The 17,401-nt window shown below is 50.6% G+C and carries 19 protein-coding genes; all 19 read right to left on the reverse strand.

Going from position 1 to position 17,401, the window contains the following annotated elements:
- Positions 1 to 80: 80 nt before the first annotated feature.
- Positions 81 to 380 (reverse strand): hypothetical protein, encoded by a 300-nt coding sequence (locus tag ACJJIB_RS13650; RefSeq protein WP_252082806.1) that lies wholly within the window; start codon positions 378 to 380, stop codon positions 81 to 83.
- A gap of 93 nt (positions 381 to 473) precedes the next feature.
- Complete coding sequence (locus ACJJIB_RS13655; protein WP_444886466.1) at positions 474 to 776, reverse strand: hypothetical protein; 303 nt, start codon at positions 774 to 776, stop codon at positions 474 to 476.
- Between the two features lie 68 nt (positions 777 to 844).
- Complete coding sequence (locus ACJJIB_RS13660) at positions 845 to 1,297, reverse strand: hypothetical protein (RefSeq protein WP_444886467.1); 453 nt, start codon at positions 1,295 to 1,297, stop codon at positions 845 to 847.
- Between the two features lie 1,030 nt (positions 1,298 to 2,327).
- On the reverse strand, positions 2,328 to 2,867 hold the full coding sequence (locus ACJJIB_RS13665; protein ID WP_444886468.1) for a class I SAM-dependent methyltransferase: 540 nt from the start codon (positions 2,865 to 2,867) through the stop codon (positions 2,328 to 2,330).
- 523 nt (positions 2,868 to 3,390) lie between these two features.
- Positions 3,391 to 3,795 (reverse strand): hypothetical protein, encoded by a 405-nt coding sequence (locus ACJJIB_RS13670; RefSeq protein WP_444886469.1) that lies wholly within the window; start codon positions 3,793 to 3,795, stop codon positions 3,391 to 3,393.
- 374 nt (positions 3,796 to 4,169) lie between these two features.
- The gene (locus ACJJIB_RS13675) at positions 4,170 to 6,629 is read right to left on the reverse strand and encodes a host specificity factor TipJ family phage tail protein (RefSeq protein WP_444886470.1); all 2,460 of its coding nucleotides are present in this window, start codon (positions 6,627 to 6,629) and stop codon (positions 4,170 to 4,172) included.
- On the reverse strand, positions 6,592 to 7,014 hold the full coding sequence (locus tag ACJJIB_RS13680; RefSeq protein WP_444886471.1) for an NlpC/P60 family protein: 423 nt from the start codon (positions 7,012 to 7,014) through the stop codon (positions 6,592 to 6,594). Before ACJJIB_RS13680 ends, ACJJIB_RS13675 begins: the two co-directional genes overlap by 38 nt.
- Before the next feature lie 5 nt (positions 7,015 to 7,019).
- A complete protein-coding gene (locus ACJJIB_RS13685; RefSeq protein WP_444886472.1) occupies positions 7,020 to 7,517 on the reverse strand; it encodes a DUF1833 family protein in 498 nt (165 codons plus the stop codon).
- Positions 7,514 to 11,071 (reverse strand): SGNH/GDSL hydrolase family protein, encoded by a 3,558-nt coding sequence (locus ACJJIB_RS13690; RefSeq protein ID WP_444886473.1) that lies wholly within the window; start codon positions 11,069 to 11,071, stop codon positions 7,514 to 7,516. Before ACJJIB_RS13690 ends, ACJJIB_RS13685 begins: the two co-directional genes overlap by 4 nt.
- 2 nt (positions 11,072 to 11,073) lie before the next feature.
- Positions 11,074 to 11,544 carry a hypothetical protein gene (locus ACJJIB_RS13695; protein ID WP_444886474.1) on the reverse strand — a complete coding sequence of 157 codons (471 nt, stop codon included), beginning with the start codon at positions 11,542 to 11,544 and terminating at the stop codon, positions 11,074 to 11,076.
- A gap of 2 nt (positions 11,545 to 11,546) precedes the next feature.
- Positions 11,547 to 13,763, reverse strand: coding sequence for a hypothetical protein (locus ACJJIB_RS13700; RefSeq protein WP_444886475.1), 2,217 nt, complete (start codon positions 13,761 to 13,763; stop codon positions 11,547 to 11,549).
- Between the two features lie 3 nt (positions 13,764 to 13,766).
- Positions 13,767 to 14,033 (reverse strand): phage tail assembly protein T, encoded by a 267-nt coding sequence (locus ACJJIB_RS13705; protein WP_252084517.1) that lies wholly within the window; start codon positions 14,031 to 14,033, stop codon positions 13,767 to 13,769.
- Positions 14,033 to 14,458, reverse strand: a complete 426-nt coding sequence (locus ACJJIB_RS13710) for a phage minor tail protein domain-containing protein (RefSeq protein ID WP_444886476.1) — start codon at positions 14,456 to 14,458, stop codon at positions 14,033 to 14,035. Before ACJJIB_RS13710 ends, ACJJIB_RS13705 begins: the two co-directional genes overlap by 1 nt.
- A 2-nt stretch (positions 14,459 to 14,460) precedes the next feature.
- A complete protein-coding gene (locus ACJJIB_RS13715) occupies positions 14,461 to 14,874 on the reverse strand; it encodes a phage tail tube protein (RefSeq protein WP_444886477.1) in 414 nt (137 codons plus the stop codon).
- 26 nt (positions 14,875 to 14,900) lie between these two features.
- The gene (gene gpU, locus ACJJIB_RS13720) at positions 14,901 to 15,308 is read right to left on the reverse strand and encodes a phage tail terminator protein (protein ID WP_444886478.1); all 408 of its coding nucleotides are present in this window, start codon (positions 15,306 to 15,308) and stop codon (positions 14,901 to 14,903) included.
- A 78-nt stretch (positions 15,309 to 15,386) separates the two neighbouring features.
- Positions 15,387 to 15,848: a hypothetical protein gene (locus ACJJIB_RS13725; protein WP_444886479.1), complete on the reverse strand. Its 462-nt coding sequence runs from the start codon at positions 15,846 to 15,848 to the stop codon at positions 15,387 to 15,389.
- A gap of 119 nt (positions 15,849 to 15,967) precedes the next feature.
- Complete coding sequence (locus ACJJIB_RS13730; RefSeq protein WP_444886480.1) at positions 15,968 to 16,312, reverse strand: hypothetical protein; 345 nt, start codon at positions 16,310 to 16,312, stop codon at positions 15,968 to 15,970.
- Between the two features lie 29 nt (positions 16,313 to 16,341).
- The gene (locus ACJJIB_RS13735) at positions 16,342 to 16,776 is read right to left on the reverse strand and encodes a hypothetical protein (RefSeq protein ID WP_444886481.1); all 435 of its coding nucleotides are present in this window, start codon (positions 16,774 to 16,776) and stop codon (positions 16,342 to 16,344) included.
- Positions 16,777 to 17,013: 237 nt separating this feature from the next.
- On the reverse strand, positions 17,014 to 17,244 hold the full coding sequence (locus ACJJIB_RS13740) for a hypothetical protein (protein WP_444886482.1): 231 nt from the start codon (positions 17,242 to 17,244) through the stop codon (positions 17,014 to 17,016).
- Positions 17,245 to 17,401: the final 157 nt, after the last annotated feature.

Below are 17,401 nucleotides of genomic sequence, written 5' to 3' on the forward strand. Positions count from 1 at the left end.
AGCACACGGGCGGCCGAAGCAAAGCGTAGGCCGTCCAGCCCACATATTTTGTGGGCAATCGTGCTGCTTTTTGTTATGCATTAGCCTCTCCGCCAGTCTTTAATAGTTGCAATAAGTAGGGCTATGAAAATTACTAGAAGGAAAAAGGCAACACCATAGCCCACGGCACCATCTACTTTAGCTCCTTTGGCCTCCCAATGCCCATAGGTTATAAGCTGATATAGCATTGCAAAAGATATGAAGCCACTAGTAAATACAGCTAGTAACATATGCCGCAAATTGAAAAGCTTTTTCCCAAAAGCAAGCTCCCCCCATGAAGGAGTCTCGATTTTTCTATCGAGGCCTTTTCGACGCCATCGACGGTCTTTGAGATTAGACATAGTTTTTATTCATAACGCCCAGCTAAACGGCGAGCGTTAGCAAGTCCGGTGGATGCCACGCTTTTTGTGGACGGAACGAATTTCAGCGGCTTGTTAGTTGGCATGTCGGTGCGCCCACTTTTCATGAGCATCTACTTCATTGCCAAATTCTGCTGCCATTAAAAGATTCCGCCAATCTGTTTTAGCAAGATTGATAGCTTCGAAGCTCATCGATTTTTCAGTTGCAAGCCTCAATACAGCGTATCGGATGCGCTCCATTTGCTTAGGTGTCCAGCCTTCACATGACAGTGCTTCAGTTCCACATTCAATTTCTAGCATGTCACAAACCTCAAGAGCTTCTCTGGACTTATACAGAGAATGAACAAGATTTTTAGTGTCTTGACTAAGTTCGCTCATTGCTTATGCCTACTAACGCCTAGCTCACAAGAAAAATGCGAGCGAAGCGAGTAGTTTTTCCTGTGCAGCTACTTGTTAACTGCTTTTACTCTTTTGTATATATCCATTGGAAACGGATACCCCCAGAGCTCTTCGTATTCTTTAGCGCCATACTTTTCCAAAATTCTATCAGCCTCTTCAAGATACTGTGATTTCAGTCTTAATATTCGCGTTTTGAAACGTTGAGCACATTTACCTCTATCCCAAGGCTCATCCATTAGCTCATTATCAAACTCATACACTTGAATTAGAACGTCGTCACCTTCGACGGTAAATCGAAGCTTTGTTCTTCCCGGCTCATGGTCAAACCCACAATCCGATTCCGGTACGCCATTAAGCAAATCGAGAACAGCTTGAGAAAGCTCTGCGAAAGCATCCGACAAATAAGAGATCGAATCGATTTCATAGGTTTCCCCATTGCACTGTAACGTGGAGTTGGCCCATCCGTGATCCTCAATGTTGTACGCAAGCATGAATTTCATACGCAGTTAACGCCTGCCGCACGGGCCGGAGGTGCGAAGCACCGAAGGTCCAGAAAATGCGCAGCATTTGCGGTCGTGCCGGCACTTGTTATGTATTTTTATTTCTGTGGTTCTATAAGCCACTGTGAAAAACCACCTTCTTCACTTGTACTGCACGAATAGACGAAACCGAATTCATATGATTTTGGCATGTTTTTCAGGTATGCCCCCGATTTTGACATATAGCGATGAAAAGGTTCTACGCTATTTTCTTTTTCAAAGAAGACAGAGTAATTAGAGTTCCCAGTTATACAACAACCATTACCCTCACAAGCTACCCCCTCAGAGATAGAAACCTCGACCGCTACTTCAGAAGTACTAATTACGGTCGCATCGCCTTTACAAACACATGCGCCAGATGCCATGGCGTTACTAGAAATTATAAATAGAAGTAGAACTATCGATTTCATAACGGCCTACACATAACGCCGCCGGCAGGGGCAGCTTACCTTGTGCACATTTTGCGCGACAATGGGAGCGCAGCGACCTGTGCAAAATTTGCACAAGGTAAGCTGTCCCGCGGAGGGCCGTAGGCCCGGAGCCAACTGCCCGGCTTTGTTATGTTTTTGGGCACACATATGACTGAAAATACTGCTCCATTTGATATTTTGAGTGCAACGCAACCTCAGTACCTGACGGACTGTATATTGTATTTGCTCCACGTCTATACGCGTCTGATTTTGCTTTCTCAGATATAGAATTTTCCGAATTAGCTCTTACCGAATACCAGTGGACTTTTCTGCACCCCTCCGGGGCTTCACTTACGATTACGACATTGTGGTGCGCGCGCTGCATGGCACACGCTGAAACACTGATTGTCACCAATACAAAAAATATTCGGGTCATCATAGAAACATAACGCCCGCAACAGGGGCAACCAATGCTGTGCACCTTTTGTGCAAAACTGGGAGCGCAGCGATCTGCACAAAATATGCATAGCGTTGGGTGTCCCGCGGAGGCCCGAAGGGCCAGAGCAACCTGCTTGCGTTTGTTATGCACGGGCAGCCCTAAACTCCAAAATAGTTTTCGGCATGCTATAGCGATCTATAGTCTTTTCCACAATGAACGAGATATCCCATTTCTTGTTGAAGAGCCTACTTAAGTCAGCTTTGTCGAAGAAACGCTTAGCTTGATTATTTACAATGAAGAGGTTCGATTCAACTTCAGGGTAACCAGTTGCTCCGTAGTTGGTATCATTTTTCGAATTTACTCGGCCTATTAACATACCACCAGGCGTTAATACCCTGTAAAGTTCGGATACTATCTCTTCAGTTTTATTCCAATCGAAGTAATGTAAGCAAAGACTTGCTACGACCACTTCAAAACTATTCGACTCATATGGCAATGGCTCGCTATGATCTAGCTCTTCAATATCCAACGGATCATTTCGCACCAAGTCAGTCGCTATCAGTTTACTCGCAATAGATCTAAGAATCTGCGTATCTATACCCGTACCTGCACCAAGCTCTAGAGCTGACTTCCCCTTTATCTCTTTTACCCAGCTGTCAAGCCACTTGTAATCAGATTTCATATTAGATTCAGTGCATAACGCCTCAATAACCCGCAGCTGGAACGCAGCGAAGCGGAGTGTAAGCTGTCGGGCGCCGAAGGCGCGTAGTTAATTGATTTGTTAGTTGCTTAACTTCCAAGTGCCTCATAGGAGACCCAAGCTAGAACTATAACTAAGCACCCAAAAGCAAACCAGTGATAGTTTTTGGCTGCCTGTAGGTCAACCGCAACCATCGGGACGTATAAGAATTTAAGAATACCGCTAGATATAACAACCAACACAGAGGCAAAGACTGGCCACCAGGTTTTAGCGAGGAGAGACCATAGCAAGACTACGGGAACACCAAAAGTTACCAGTAAGCTCTCAAGTGCTGTACCAGCGTAGTGCTGCTTAGAGTAACCACCACAGTTTGGACAAATGGCGGGGTGCAACGCGCTGGAATTGAATTTACCCCAATTCGAAATCACCTTTTTATCACAGTGTGGGCATTTATGTTTCATTATCTTCATTAAGAGCAACTAACGCCGTCAGCTGCAGCACCTCGTTAGTTGCTTTTTTGGACTCCGAAAATCTCATCTAGCACGGCCTCCCCTCGGTTAGTTGGAGCCAACTCATACTGCCATTTATTGTCTCTTGAAAATGAGCTACTCCAGTTCCATGGATCATTAATGAAGCTTTCCAAATCATCATTGGTTAATGTCTTTACAGACTCAACAGAGTATGGCTCTTTGGAAGCTCTATCAATCTGACAGAGTGAAATCAGGCCCTTTGACACCAATGATTTTACAAGGCCAATTGCCAGCTCATATTTTTCAATGAGGCTACCTTCCGTAGCATCAGAATGAATCTCTGATATTAACTCTGGTAGAGTTTTACCGAAATCAGTCAATTCAACCAATAGCCACTTTTCGTTGTCTGATAAGATGATGGTTGTAATCTCCTTGAGCAACTAACAGTTTATTAAAGAGCCAGTGGCTCACTATCCATTTGGCCACTATTTCTGGAATGGAGCCTTCAAGCTCCATAAAAAAAGCCCTTATTTACAGCAGGTTATAAACTGCCGTCTAAATAGTAACCAGAGATAGTAAGCCATTGGCTCAAGTCGTCTGGTTCAACTTCCCGCTCTTGAGCACATTTTACCCATAATTAAATCAATAAGTTAGGGGGGATCTTTCTGCAGATGTAAGCCATGGCTCTATAATTCGGGCCTTCGCACTGGCGACACGCCTCTCCACTACTGAAAACCGAAGCCAGTATCACCCACTCGGAATCGCCATAGCTGCAATAGAACTATGCCGGCTAGGCTATGTGCCGCCTCTGCAATCAACCCGGACTACCATCATCATCCGCATAAACCCGCTCATCATAATTCACAGCGGTCATACTCACCCGCTCGGTGCCGCTGGGTTTAATATCGGTGATGAGTGCCGGGTGGCTCCAGCGCTCGGCCTGGCCAAACATATACAGCGGCGGTTCCATATTTCCATCTAATGTGGGCGTAAAATCCAGATTAGAGTTGATTTCTACTACGTTGGCGCTATCGGTTGGCGTTGCCGCATAGAGACCAGACAGGGTGCCGTCTGGTTTGCGCAGGGCGAGGAAGTGCGTACCTGTGCCCCACTCCAGCTCCGCATCCAGAGTGATAAGTCGGCCGTTTACTGCCAGCACCCTGCCCGTCTGCGAGTAGCCGGGGATATCGTCGGCGAGGGCGCAGTAGCTCAGATAACGGCTGTTGAGGCCGTCCATTTCGGTCTTAAAGCTGTAGCGGGTGCGGCGGTAGCGCTGGGTGCGCCTTTGCCGCATACCAAAGCGCCAGGCTTTGGTTTTATCGGTGATGCCGAAGGCCCGGACCTTTTTCGGTGCCTGGCCCAGGTCTCCCGGCAAGGTGCAGAGCACTGTGGCCGGCTTCCAGGTTTGCGGGTCAAAGTATTCCACCTCGATGCCATCCGGCTCGTCGGGATCAAACAGCTTTATATCCCTTTCCAACTCGCCGACCATATTGTCCGGCTGGTACATGTGTTCGAATGCCGTGCGCGGGCCGTCGCGCACTGGAATGATTTGCCCATAGTCCAGAGTGGGTTCGGCATAGCCCACCGCTAACACTTTTTTCAGGACTTCGAACAGGGTGGTTTTGTTATCGAATACCGCCGAGAAGGTATCGCCACGCGCGCTCCATAGGCTATGGAGCCCTTCCATCTCCTCCAGGCCAATCTGGTGATCAGTATGGCCGACGCTCTTAATCACGTAGGCAAAGAACGGGGCTATATCCTCAGTGGGTTGAGGCGCAGACCAGCTGCCATTTTCATAGACGGGAAGTTTGCGGGTTGCGATGAGATTGAATTTATTCTCGGCGCTGCCAGCCAGTGCATTGGTGCCACGAATTTTAACTGCAATCGTGGTCACGCCTTCATAACGGCTGGCGCTGTCCAGCTCAGCCTTAAGTACAGTCCACTGCACTTTATCGTATACGCGGGTATCGTCAGTGCCTGGGGTGGTGCGCTTTGCGCGAACCTCTGGACGCATCCGGCTGCTGAGATTAATTTTTTTGGTGAAGCCTATCTGGTCGTTGGTGGCGCCGCTGAAAGTGTGGCTGATGGTGGTCCAGCTGCTACTGCCCTCGGCCCGGTAATCAACTTCAATGGTGACAGAGCGAGTTTCGAAGTCTCCGTTATCTTTTAACCGGCCTAGCCCCTGCGGCAAGAAAAAATCCAGCCAAATTGTGCCTGTCAGCTCGTTGGCGGGACAGGCGAAAAAAGGGCCACTATAGCTGGTATCGCTAGGGCTACTACTGGCGATGGTGATGGACTCATGCTGGGAGCTGGTGAAACCGGTCCAGGCCGCATCCGGGTCGCCATTGCCGTCCACCTTTTCCATAGTGGCGCTATTCACAGAGCCCTTGGAAACCACTCGGTAATCACCGTTATTGCTGGCACTGCCACTAATAGTGATGATTTCATTCGCCCCATAAGGGAACGGCCATGAAAGATAACTGCCACTCTCTGCGTCATATTCGTAACAGCTCAGAGTGTGGCCGGCCATGCTCCAGCGCGTGCGGCTGAAACCGGAACCTGAAGAGCTGAGACTCCCCTCCAATTCCAGCCCGGTTTGGCCGCCGCTGCTGCCCACCTCCGGCGAGGTATACACGTTGCGATGTGCTTCGTGACTAGTAACGCTCTCACCAGGGCCAAACAGGCTGTAGTCGATATCGCCAAAATAGCGGCTAACCGGTGTGTTGCCGATAAAGATTTCCTCGGGGTCCACGGCATACTCACCAACGCCCACCGCCATCATTAAATACAGATATTGATCGTTGCCGATATATTCCCGGCGCGGCTGGTTAAGCAAATCGGGAAAGACTTTATGACGGCCGGCAATCTCGGGCACCACACCCATCAGCCGCGCCTGATTACCCTGAGCGTTGGGGTTGTAGATGGTGGAACCATCGGGTGTGGTCTGGTTGTAGTTATCGGGGATCTGATTAGCAAAATACATGGCGGCAGCCGCAGCGGCGACCGCGACCACGGCCATCACAATCACCGCCGGGCCTTTAGCCTCCACTACCAATTCAAACTGGTCGCCGGGCTGAATGATGTATCTGGCCCACTCACCGGTTGGTAACTCTGCATCATTTACCACTGCCGAAAATAGCGGCACTTCGCGGGGCGCATAGCTGGGCACATTGTTTTTGAGCCAGTGTTCAAACGTCTGCCCCGGTGTAGCCGTGCAGGTTTCGCAATTATCCCGCTCAAGCTTGCTGGGATAGATTTTTAGAGTCGCATTCATAGTGAAAATATTCGCAGCGTTGGAACAATCGGCGGAAGGCGCGCGGGCTGGTTAATAGCGGTTTTCCATATTGCCGCCCGGTGTGCAGGACTTGGGTCTGGCCGTTATTAATGACTATGCCCACATGAATCAGACAGTCGCCGTGAAACCCGCAGGCAACGGCCCCGGGTTTACAGGGGCCCGGTAAAAAATCCGGCACCACCTGCAAGTAGCTGTCTGTCAGTAGCGGCTTGTCATCCGGGCAAACATGGCCAAAGGATTCCAGCAGCGGGGTATTAAATTGCCGGTGCAATACATCGCGCACCAGCCCCCAGCAATCAAAGCCATGCATACCCCGACCTCCATCTACATAGGGAACGGTGAGATAGTCGTTTATCCAAGACATAAGAGTTAGCCGTAGTATTTCAGGCCGGGGGCAAAATCCGGGGTGTAGAATTTATTCGGCCAGGCTTTATTGACCAGATCGTGAAAGCTGGCAATCACCGAAACTGAACGGGCATTAGCTTTGACCGATACTGCCGTCATCACCGTAGGCTGCTGTGCAGGGGCGGACAGATCGGATTCGAGGAACTGCCGATAAATCACCTGGATAGATCCGCCCGCCTCCAATGCAGCATCAATATTTTGCAGCGCTTCACCGGTGACATTATCCAATTGGAACTGCAAATCTTGGCGGCCGCGCATAGAGCGCTGCGGTAAAGAAACCCCGAAGCCGCTCGCGGTGAAAATTACGGTTTCGCCGTCTTCCAGTTTGGCCTCCATATCATCAAATCCCTGGCACAGACGAATCGCACCGGCTTCGAATGCCGGGTGTTTCAGTTCTAGGGTGTGGAGAATAATTTGATCGATCGGGGCGCTGGCGTAGACGGTTTCTAATACCGCACTCATAGGAAGAGCTCGGCTAATGCCTGGCCGTATTTCCGCAACTCGTAGGGGCCGGGGTGATTAAACCGATTGGCGTTACACATAGATAATGGACTGAGTGCAATGCCACCGAGGCGCTCGTTATCCGCCAGGTAAGTGGTGGAAACGAAGGCGCTACCGGTTTCCTGAGCAGCTAGCCACAGGCGATCATTGGTGGTGCGCCAGCTATCCAAACTGGCACGGCCGCCAATAGAGCTGATACGCGGGCATCCCATAATAATCACATCGGCCCCAGCCGCCTTGCAATGGCGGGCTATCTCAGCCACGTTGGTGGAGGTGCTGCTCTGCCCTATTTCATTCATCCCAAAACCAATCACCACCAAGTCTGGAGAGCTTGCCAGCATGGTGTTGAGACGATCCGGGTGCAGGCCCCCATGGCGCACGCCATCCGGGTCGGTATGGTCCGCACTGGTTGTGCCACCGATGCCCCAGTTGTCATAGGTGACCGCAGAACCGAAAGCCTCTTCCAACTGTGCCTTGAGATACCAGTTCCAACCCAGATGCTGATGCACCTGGCCCGCGCCGTCACCGTGGTCATAGCGGGGCCATAGATCCTTAGTGTCTTGCGGGTAATCGCCGTAATAGGATTCTGTGTCGCGGGTAGTGCCGTTCGGGGTTTGCCAGGTGCCGCCGCCCTGCGCAGTGATCGAATCGCCGTACCCTGCAAAGGTCAACGGGTTGCCCTTGCGCAATTTGCCCAGAGTCTTCTGTAGGGCGCGGCGATTGAACGCGGAGCGCCGGAGTACTTCCCGCTCGTTGCCTTCAAAAAGCCCATATTCCCAGGGGTACAGGGGGATCAATTCACAGTTATTGCCATACACATAGGCCAAGTAAAGTGGCCGCTTATCAGTGCTTGGGGTCGGTATATACTCTTCTGGGTCATAGCTGCGACTGGTCCCCTCTTTAACGCTGACGGCTCCGGTGAAAGGGTCGTATTCAATCAAGTCGTAGCGCGAGTCGTAACCGTCATAGGTGATCTCCACATCAAAGGCCGGTACATCCTGCAGCCCTTGCACCTTGCCGCCGTCATACCACACGCTGTAATCCACACCCTCCACCAGGGGTTGGTTATCAGAGGTGCGCACCATCGAGACATTGCGAATAAAACGGTACGGCAGATAGGCCCCCGGATGGTAAAACAACCGCTCATCGATATCGTAAAGCAAGGAATAGGTTTCGGTTTTTGCAAAAGTTTTAATGGGCTGTCTGAGCACCAGCTCTGTGCTGGTCAATTTGATCGGCAGGTTAAGGCGCTGTAATTCCAAACCGGTGAGCGTCACCGTAACACCGGATACTTTTGACTGGCCGACCCGCACTTCGGTATGCGTCGGAGCAATCGGCTCTTGCCCCGCCATTTGATAGCGGTTCACCATTACGCGAAAACCAATACTGGAGGTGCCGGCTATCGGGTTCCAGGTGGTGCTGTTGCTGACGCCATACCAACCCCGCTGCCAGATATCGTCATTGGAGTATTCATCGGTGGAGCGACCCATGCCGATGCCATAGCCGGGGTATGCTTCAGTATCAAAGGCAAAAATGTACAGATAGCCGGCCTCCAGCTCTCCCACGTCATCGGTATTGATGGATAGCTCAAACCAACCATCATCTGGAGCGGCAAAATCGGCATTTTTGAAATCTTTTTCGAAAAATACTTCGTCCTCTTCCAGAGAGCCGGGGGTGCTATTTAAATCCAAGCTGTCTGGCCGCCGGTAAATCCGAAAATTAAATCCCGGTAAAGACGCCATGCCACTGGTGAGGAATTCCAGTTCATCCACTTTAGTGGTTGCCAGCGGCTGATAACCCACGGCCCAGCGGTCAAAGAAGCGGCCATCGTTGGTTTCATGCTGCCAGCCCAGGCCCGCGCGCGGGCGCTCATAAACCGGCACGCCGACTAACGCCATCCCCGAGGTTATCTGATCCAGCTTTTCCTTGGTGACATAGGGCTTTAACGCAACCGTTTCGATCTGCGGCATAAAGTTGCTATTCGGAAGAGCAAAGGTCATTTCCGAGTGATCATCCAATTGATAACCGCCCAAACGGCGATCACCGCTCAGAATATCGGGATGCATGGCACCAGCAATTCCCAACCCTGAGCGCTGCCGATGAATATCCAACCCGGTTAAGGTGATGGCATACTCTCGGCCTTCCTTAAAGGTAATGCCCAGGGGCAACTCTATATCGACACCTGCCGAAGAAAGTGCCACCGGATGCTCGCGCTTGTAGTAACGCGGGCGCTGATAAAAATTACTGAGAGTCATCACCCCAGACGCATCCTCAAAAATTTCTATACGCACATAACGGGTATCTAAATTGGCATCTGGAGAGTTTGTAGAGTTGGCATTATTGAGGGTGCAGCGGAGCGCATCGACATAAGCGGTTTTATCGAATGCCCGAAAAGTCATCCAGCCGGTAAAGTCGGCCCCCTTCCAGCTGTTAATATTGACCCGCTCTGCTTCATTCAGGGGATCAGCACTAATGGCGGCACGATTCCCCAGGCCGAGGGCCGAGCGGATCTTTTGTGTCGCCACCCCATTACGCCCAGCATCCGCCAGGACATTGGCCTCAGCACCGCTGGTCAGCACAACCAGACCGAGACACTTATTGTTGCCGGGGTTGTACGCTATCCAGTTGCCATCCACTTTCTGGTAAAAGCCCGCTAGCTGAGCGTCTGTACTCGATTCGAACGGCGCACGGGTCCAGCCTGATTGCGCCCCAATCGGTGCATTCAGTGCCGCCGCGGTATCACAGGTATATTCGACGAAATAGTAATAGCCCGGAATAGCCGTAAATTGGAGTCCCAGAGAAAACTCCTCCCATTCCCCCGACGCCACTCCGTCATAGCTGCTGAGATCGTAACTGGTATTTACTAGCACTGAGTCACTGCTGTAATTGTTTGCCGTTGGCCCTGTATTGGGACTGTCCACGGCGCGACGAATAACTCGCACATGCAGCTTCACCATGTCATTGGTGCCGGTGAGGCGCAATTTAATATCAGAGATATTGCGCGCTACCGATACGCGGAATACTGGCGCCCATCCCTTGAGCCCAACAGAGGGCAACCAGGACGGAACCATAGGGCGAAAATCAGCCTCAGCCACTTCGGTTACCGGGTATTCCAACTCGGCAGCACTCAGACCCACCGCTTGTGCAGAGGCGTTTTCCTCCGTGGCTATATGCTGCTGAGCGTTGACATAAGCTTTAATGTCATAGGGAGATTTAACCCAGGTTCCGCCGTCCCAGCCATAGAGGCCATTGTTATCTTCTGAATCGTTCCACACTTCGGCTAAGGTGTTGACGGGCTGCCCAGTATCCGCCGTCATTAGTGCCTTGGTGGTATAGGCGCGTCTGCCTTGCACCTGCGCCTGTAGTTGCTCGAAACGCGCTTTAATCGCTTTGGAAATGGTGTCTTTGGTCTGACCGTTGACTAAAACCGTTTCGTCTTCGCCACCGGCCAGAATTGCATCCAATGCATTAATATCATTCTGTAAACGAGTCACTTCCGAGAAATAATTGCTCATCATCACTCCTGATAACTATCGACAGCGCGGTCCACGCCCCGGCTAAATTGTTGAATGGTGTTCGGGGCCAGCAGGCCCGCAACGGTCTGCTCTTCGGTGAGCACAATCCGGTCTTCTATTTCTATGCGCGCGCTGTATTCCCAGGTATTCGAACTAACTGGCTGACAGTTACTGAGTGGGTCGGTAATAAAACGCATCTTGTGTGGGAGTAATCCTTGGGGCGTGAGCACCTCGGCACTAAACCAGGCAAGCGCATCGGAAAGCCCGTGGGTTATAAAGCCCTCGAAAATAGCGGCCTCACTCGCTAACAATTTCCATTTAACGGAAAGCTCAGTGGGGACCCTGGCAAACCTGCGCCGCTGCCGTGCGCGACCACTGGCCATTTCGGTGCGTATGCGGTTATCCACTTTTTTCAGCGCATAGCCGTCCAGCTGCGGAGCCGGGAGCTCCGCAGGGTATTTAATTAAGGCCATGGTTAATTTCCGGTGCGGGAAAGACTATAGGTGGACTCGATAGCGGCAGCCGCGTCGCCGCCCTCACGAATATTGGCCACAAAAATATCAATCACATCGGACTCGCCAGCACCTTGAGAGCGCTCGACTTGACCGGCTTTAGAGGCGTCTTCGATTAGGTTGACCGTGATATTTCCCTGCAGGGTGCCGCCTTTTAGGGCCTTGGTTAAATCGGCATTTTGATTTGGGGATAAAACCCGCTCGCCTTTATCCAGCAGATAGGTGGATTCTTTCGGCACATAGTCGAGGCCGCCATGGGCGATGCCGGCAGGTTCTTTGATACTGCTCAACTGGTTGGCTATCTGGATGCCCTGAGTGGTCGCGCCGATAATAAATGGGATGTTTTGCGGGAAGCCGACCTTCGACGCTTCGGCAATGTTTTGCACCATGGCAGTACCCGCCGTATAGACAGCCATCCCCATTTGCAGTGCCGCCAGCTTTTTATTGTGGGTGCCAACCGCAGCCAGTAACTGCTTGGCGCCGCCAACGTAACTGCTCAGCCTGGCCTTTTCGGCCGTCTCCTCAATCGCCTGGCGCTGCTGCTGATGCTTTTTCTCCAGCTGAGTTAGGCTGCGTTCGTATTCATCGCGGGCAATGATCTTGCTGAGATAGGCCTGATCCAGCAGCTGCATTTCTGCATCCTGCTGAAGCTGCAACTGCTCCATCTCGTTGAGCCAGGATTGCTGCAGGGTTTCCACCCGCGCGGCGATACCCTCGCGCTCGGCTTCGGTCAGGCCATCTTCACCACGCTCTTTGGATTGCTGACCAGCAATGGCATCGTTATAGCGCTGTATTTCCCGCTCGGCATATTCCCGGCGCAGGGCTTCAAGGGACTCAAAACCTCGCCGGGTTAAATCCTGCTCACCAACGTGCAGAGAGGCGATCTGACGCAAGCGCTGTTCGTGATCGAGCTGGATTTTCCCCTGGCGATCTGCCAGAAATTGGTCCAGTTGTATCAACTGAGCGGAACCCGCTTCCTGCTGAAGTTTTAGCTCCGCTGCAGCCCGATCCCGTTCTGCCTGCGCGCGGACCTCGGCCGCTGCCTGCGCGGCTTTCTTGCGCTCTTCCCGCTGCGCCATCGCCACTTTCAGGTCGGCGCCTTTCATCTCCTGCAGCTGCGCGCGGTATTTTTCAACCAAGTTGCCTTGGAATTTAATCTGGAATTGCCCCCCTTCCCGAGTGGCTTTCTGCAGCTGCTTTTGGTGATAGAGATATTTCTCTTGCAGCTCGAAATATTTATCCGCGCTCTGCTCCGCCTCAGTGGGCATTAAAACAGTGCGCCACCAGCTCACCGCATCCGCGACAAAACCGACACTCTTGGAGGCTTCCTCGGTCCTGCCCATGGCTTCCAGGAACTCTTGCCAGTTCTGGCTCAGGGTATCGACTTGGCCTGCTAGGCCGCCCGCCTCGGCAGAACCGGCGCCGCCCACCTGCTGGGCCAACTTGGCGAGAATAAAGCGCTGCGCTTCGGCTACGCGGCCGCTTTCCTGCATGGTCCTGATCTGTTCCTTTTCCACTTCGGTAAAAGAAACCCCAGAACGCTTTAATGCCGTTAATCCGGTTGCCGGATCTTCTAGCGCTTTACCTAGCTGCAGTGCCGCACTCTTGGCATCGCCACCCATGACCGCCGCCAGGTCTTGCGACAGCACAATGGCCTGATCAAATACACCGGTCTGCACCGATTTAAATGTCAGTAGCACTCCCTGTGCATCGCGTATGCCGGAAATACTGGCCAGGGTATTGCGAGCAACCGAACGGGCCTGCTCATCCAATTCGGCTGCCGTGCGGCCACTGGCATTACCGGTGGCTTTTAACAACGCCTCGATCTTGAGCTGGCCCCGCTCCATTTCTTCGGCGGCGCGGACACTCTTGTACATCAGCGCTGTGGCACCGGCGACTGCAACCCCCAGCCCCGCCCAGGCCAAGCTACCGCCAGTGACAAGGCCATTAACAGCACTGAGGCGACCGGCCACCCCACCTAGGGGACCATCAATGGCGGCAACACCTTGGGCTGCACCACGCATAGAGCGACCGAACATATTGCCGGCGGCGCTGGTGGATTTCATTTCCCGGGTGAGCTGCTTATTGCGCGCGGCCGCCTGGGCCATCTCCCGTTTGTATTGCGTGGAGCGCAGCTCCAGGTTTGCCACCATGGTGGCCATGGAAGTTTGTTTTGCCATTGCTCAGCTCATGGAGTTCCAGATTGCGATTTGTTGCTGCACGGTTTTTGGCTTGTGCGGCTGAGGTAGGAAGTTAGAGACTTTGCCCCCCAAGGTGCCGGCGGCAATGTGGGCTAGCTGCCACTGCTGGACTTCGGTGTTTAGAGGGCGTTCAGAGTGATATTCATACCAGTGGTCGAACTCGGTAGAACTCATGGAGCGCAACATATTGAAATAGTCGGGACGGTTAAAATCCCGTGCGAGCTGCCGGGCAAAGTGAAAACCCGGCACTAGCCTTTTTTTTCGGCTTCCTCGCTTTCGTTTTCGCTATCCGCTTCTTCAGTTTTAACCTCCACATAGAGACCGGATAACTTAGCCGCAGGTACATAGAGCACATCTATCAACTTGGGGGTCACGCTTCGGATTAAGCCCTGATGGATCTGCTCCAGTGAATCCTGGCAATCCGGCTTCATCCAGATGGCATAGGCTACCAGCAGCAATTTTTTGCTCACCTCGCCTACACGAAACGCCCAAAGCTGGCCAAAGTTTTCCAGCTCAGTTTCCGGCACCTCTTCATCCTGCGGCAATGGAATATCTTCAGTAGTCTTCTGCAGATATTCACAGCGGTGGTAGGCGCTCAGCTCAAATAACTCCACTTCCTGCTGGCCAAATAAAACAGTTTCGGATTCTAAAATAGGGGTAGGAACTAAATTCATTGTTAGCTGCCTGCGGTTACAGTGGGTTTACCGGAGATTTTGAACTTCACTGTACGGGTGATCTTGTCATCCTTGGGCACCGCCTTACCCCAGCCGGTAATATGGCCGGTGAATTCCACCTTAGTACCTTCAGGATATTCAATCTGGTAATACTTATTGGTATCGGAGTCGTAATCTGCCCGCAGTGCCTGCTGGCCGCTATCTGTCTCTTTCCAGATCAAAGTAATGGAAACCTCGCCGGCATCACGTAAGCCGGAGGGGTCATAGTCCATATACCCACTGGTGCCATCAATCGGCGTCATTTCAACAGAACCGCGTGACTCCTCACCGGGGTCGATATCCAGCATGCCCGCCACTGGTGTATAGGAAGTGCCATCATCGCTGCGGGAAAATTTTGTTTTATAACCTTGTGCCATAGCTAAGACCTTATTGAGTTGTTGAGTTAAAGGGCTGAGGGTTCGGTGGAATATTGAGCCCTATAGGTCAATCGAACCTCGCCCAGCGGGTGATCCTGATCCAGGGCAAACTGGGTTTGGCTGAGTAGGAATAAGTCACAGGTGTTATCTAAAGTGGCATCCTGTAGTGCATGCTCGATCTCTTCAGCGGCTTGATCCAGTGCGGCATAGACATCGCCGCGACTCTTCACTACGGCGGCAACAGTTAAATCCAGTTGCCGATCTGAACCGCCATACATTTCGTGGTCCGTGTTTTCAGTTGTAAAACCCACCACAATGGCTGGTAGCTTTTTTGAGTCAATTTCTTCTGTAGTGCCAGGGGGTGGGAATGTGTAATCGGAAAGAGTTTGCAGCTTGCTTAAAACGGCATCGCGGATGGTGATGCGTTGGGTCATTGGAGAGCCTCTAGGAATTTTGGGCATAAAAAACCCGCCGAAGCGGGTTTAGTATTTACGATGTAGTGGCTTCGTTTGTTAAGCGCTTTCTGGCACGATCTTGTAATCAACTTCTTGCCAAGGCCTGCCATTTACTAAAACGACTAACTTATAGTCTCCGTAAGGGTCGCCGGGTTCGAGGCGATAGCCAACTACTGAGCGACCCTGATATAAATTAACTCGAGATTTGATACCTTCTGCATAGTCCTCCGGTGAACCTTCAAGATTTCCGGATATAGATTTAGGCGCTGACGGAAAATAAATAATAGTTTGCACACTGTACAGTTCATAGTGACCAGAATTAATTTTGAAACCAAAATATGGAAGTTTCGTGGCCACTCTGTGTGGAATAATAAATTGGTTTTCAACTACATCAAGTGTGTTCATTGAACCACCAACAAGAAGCCCAAATTTAAAATCGAAAATGTCGGCATTTTCTGTGTTTTGGGTAGCACAGCTCGCCAACAAAAAAGCGAAAAAAATTGTTAGAACACTCTTCATATTTTTCTCAGATGCATAACAGTTCATTCAGAAGAAGCTAATCGCTACTTCAGTTTATAATGGGTTTTCAGTACCATTTACCAGGAACTCAGAAGCAGCCCAACGTCTAGAAAATATCGCTAGACTGAACGTCTTATTAAAGGTGAACTGCCTTTAAACCACCACAAAATTAACACTGGCAATACAAGCATTGGCACTTTGTTTAATTGCCACGCCCCCGAAATAACTAGCGTGACTTGATGTAAAACCAGTACAGCTATGGCTAAAAAATACGCCCAGTGCTTGTTTACAAAAAGGCCTGCCATAGATACTACCCACCCAAACATCAAAACAGCAGTTGAGTAGAAATACCATTTGTCAAAATTGGCTAAAAAAGCATCCTTAGACAAAATGTGAACCCACAAAACACCCAATAAAAGCAATGCTGCTATCAAACTACAGGCTTTGCTGATAAATTTTTTCATAAAACATATTGAACTGTGATTAGTAACCTTTACTCTTTCACACAACCGTTAAGATCCTCAGGCTCTACCTTTTCGCCTTTCTTACCATCAGTAATATCGTAGATGGAGACGAGGCAAAAATGACGAACTGGAAATATATCCGCTTCATAGTGTTTATTACTCTCTAGGCTCATAGCCTCAGTGCCTCTACAGGTTGTTCTACCCGAATTATTCACGTGAAGCACAATACTTTTGTTAGCTTGAACATATACATTTTCGCTATCCGAATAGCTTTCAGCCCTTACAGTTCTAAAGTTGACCGCACAACCTTTTTCGTTTAGCTCACCTAGTTTGTATAAAGCGTTGTCATCTTTTGGCAATTTTAATTTAGTCAAATTACCAGTTTGAGGCGGCTTATACGTTACAAGGACAGAATTACAACCCACAATGATGAGTGAAATGAGAATAAGAAAAAAACTTTTCATATCGACAGTAAGTTACCACATTTAAAACGTTTAAAACTTGAACACACATAACGCCCACCACACCGGCTGGCAACTTATTGTGAGTCCAATACACACAAGGAAGCTTATTTATAACATTTTAAGAAGAGCGAACAAAACACCCCCCTACCCTTCCACCAACACCCGCCAAACCACCCCATCATCCGACAGCCGCTTGCGCACTGAATACGCCCTCAACATCCGCCGCAGCCCAATCCATCAGCTCATAAATATCCCCCGACTATGCACCATCACCGAAACCACAAGATCCAGCTGGCGGGTAGTACCCGAGAGTTCCTGTTCTGTTTGTTCCGTAGCAAAGCCGACAAGGATGGCCGGCAGCTTTTCCCGTTCAATGCCTTCAGTGGTTCCCGCTGAGGGAAAGTTGTAGCCGGACAGGGTTTTCTGCTTGTTTAGTACGGCATCGCGGATTGTTATGCGTTGGGTCATGGGGTAGTGCTCCAGGAGTTTTGGGCGTAAAAAAACCCGCTAGTGCGGGTTTCTTGGCTTATTGCGTGAAAGAGCCTTTTCTACATTCACCTTTTGAAATCCCAAGAACTCATAAACTGGATATAATTATTTTATTTACATAAAACCTTTAGTAACT

Source organism: Microbulbifer mixtoriginis (SeqCode), assembly GCF_052467705.1.

What these genes read in the sequence shown, in the direction of transcription:
- ACJJIB_RS13650 (WP_252082806.1), bottom strand. Translation starts at nt 380, where the DNA reads ATGTCTAATCTCAAAGACCGTCGATGGCGTCGAAAAGGCCTCGATAGA.
- ACJJIB_RS13655 (WP_444886466.1), bottom strand. Translation starts at nt 776, where the DNA reads ATGAGCGAACTTAGTCAAGACACTAAAAATCTTGTTCATTCTCTGTAT.
- ACJJIB_RS13660 (WP_444886467.1), bottom strand. Translation starts at nt 1,297, where the DNA reads ATGAAATTCATGCTTGCGTACAACATTGAGGATCACGGATGGGCCAAC.
- ACJJIB_RS13665 (WP_444886468.1), bottom strand. Translation starts at nt 2,867, where the DNA reads ATGAAATCTGATTACAAGTGGCTTGACAGCTGGGTAAAAGAGATAAAG.
- ACJJIB_RS13675 (WP_444886470.1), bottom strand. Translation starts at nt 6,629, where the DNA reads ATGAATGCGACTCTAAAAATCTATCCCAGCAAGCTTGAGCGGGATAAT.
- ACJJIB_RS13680 (WP_444886471.1), bottom strand. Translation starts at nt 7,014, where the DNA reads ATGTCTTGGATAAACGACTATCTCACCGTTCCCTATGTAGATGGAGGT.
- ACJJIB_RS13685 (WP_444886472.1), bottom strand. Translation starts at nt 7,517, where the DNA reads ATGAGTGCGGTATTAGAAACCGTCTACGCCAGCGCCCCGATCGATCAA.
- ACJJIB_RS13690 (WP_444886473.1), bottom strand. Translation starts at nt 11,071, where the DNA reads ATGAGCAATTATTTCTCGGAAGTGACTCGTTTACAGAATGATATTAAT.
- ACJJIB_RS13695 (WP_444886474.1), bottom strand. Translation starts at nt 11,544, where the DNA reads ATGGCCTTAATTAAATACCCTGCGGAGCTCCCGGCTCCGCAGCTGGAC.
- ACJJIB_RS13700 (WP_444886475.1), bottom strand. Translation starts at nt 13,763, where the DNA reads ATGGCAAAACAAACTTCCATGGCCACCATGGTGGCAAACCTGGAGCTG.
- ACJJIB_RS13710 (WP_444886476.1), bottom strand. Translation starts at nt 14,458, where the DNA reads ATGAATTTAGTTCCTACCCCTATTTTAGAATCCGAAACTGTTTTATTT.
- ACJJIB_RS13715 (WP_444886477.1), bottom strand. Translation starts at nt 14,874, where the DNA reads ATGGCACAAGGTTATAAAACAAAATTTTCCCGCAGCGATGATGGCACT.
- gpU (WP_444886478.1), bottom strand. Translation starts at nt 15,308, where the DNA reads ATGACCCAACGCATCACCATCCGCGATGCCGTTTTAAGCAAGCTGCAA.
- ACJJIB_RS13725 (WP_444886479.1), bottom strand. Translation starts at nt 15,848, where the DNA reads ATGAAGAGTGTTCTAACAATTTTTTTCGCTTTTTTGTTGGCGAGCTGT.
- ACJJIB_RS13730 (WP_444886480.1), bottom strand. Translation starts at nt 16,312, where the DNA reads ATGAAAAAATTTATCAGCAAAGCCTGTAGTTTGATAGCAGCATTGCTT.
- ACJJIB_RS13735 (WP_444886481.1), bottom strand. Translation starts at nt 16,776, where the DNA reads ATGAAAAGTTTTTTTCTTATTCTCATTTCACTCATCATTGTGGGTTGT.
- ACJJIB_RS13740 (WP_444886482.1), bottom strand. Translation starts at nt 17,244, where the DNA reads ATGACCCAACGCATAACAATCCGCGATGCCGTACTAAACAAGCAGAAA.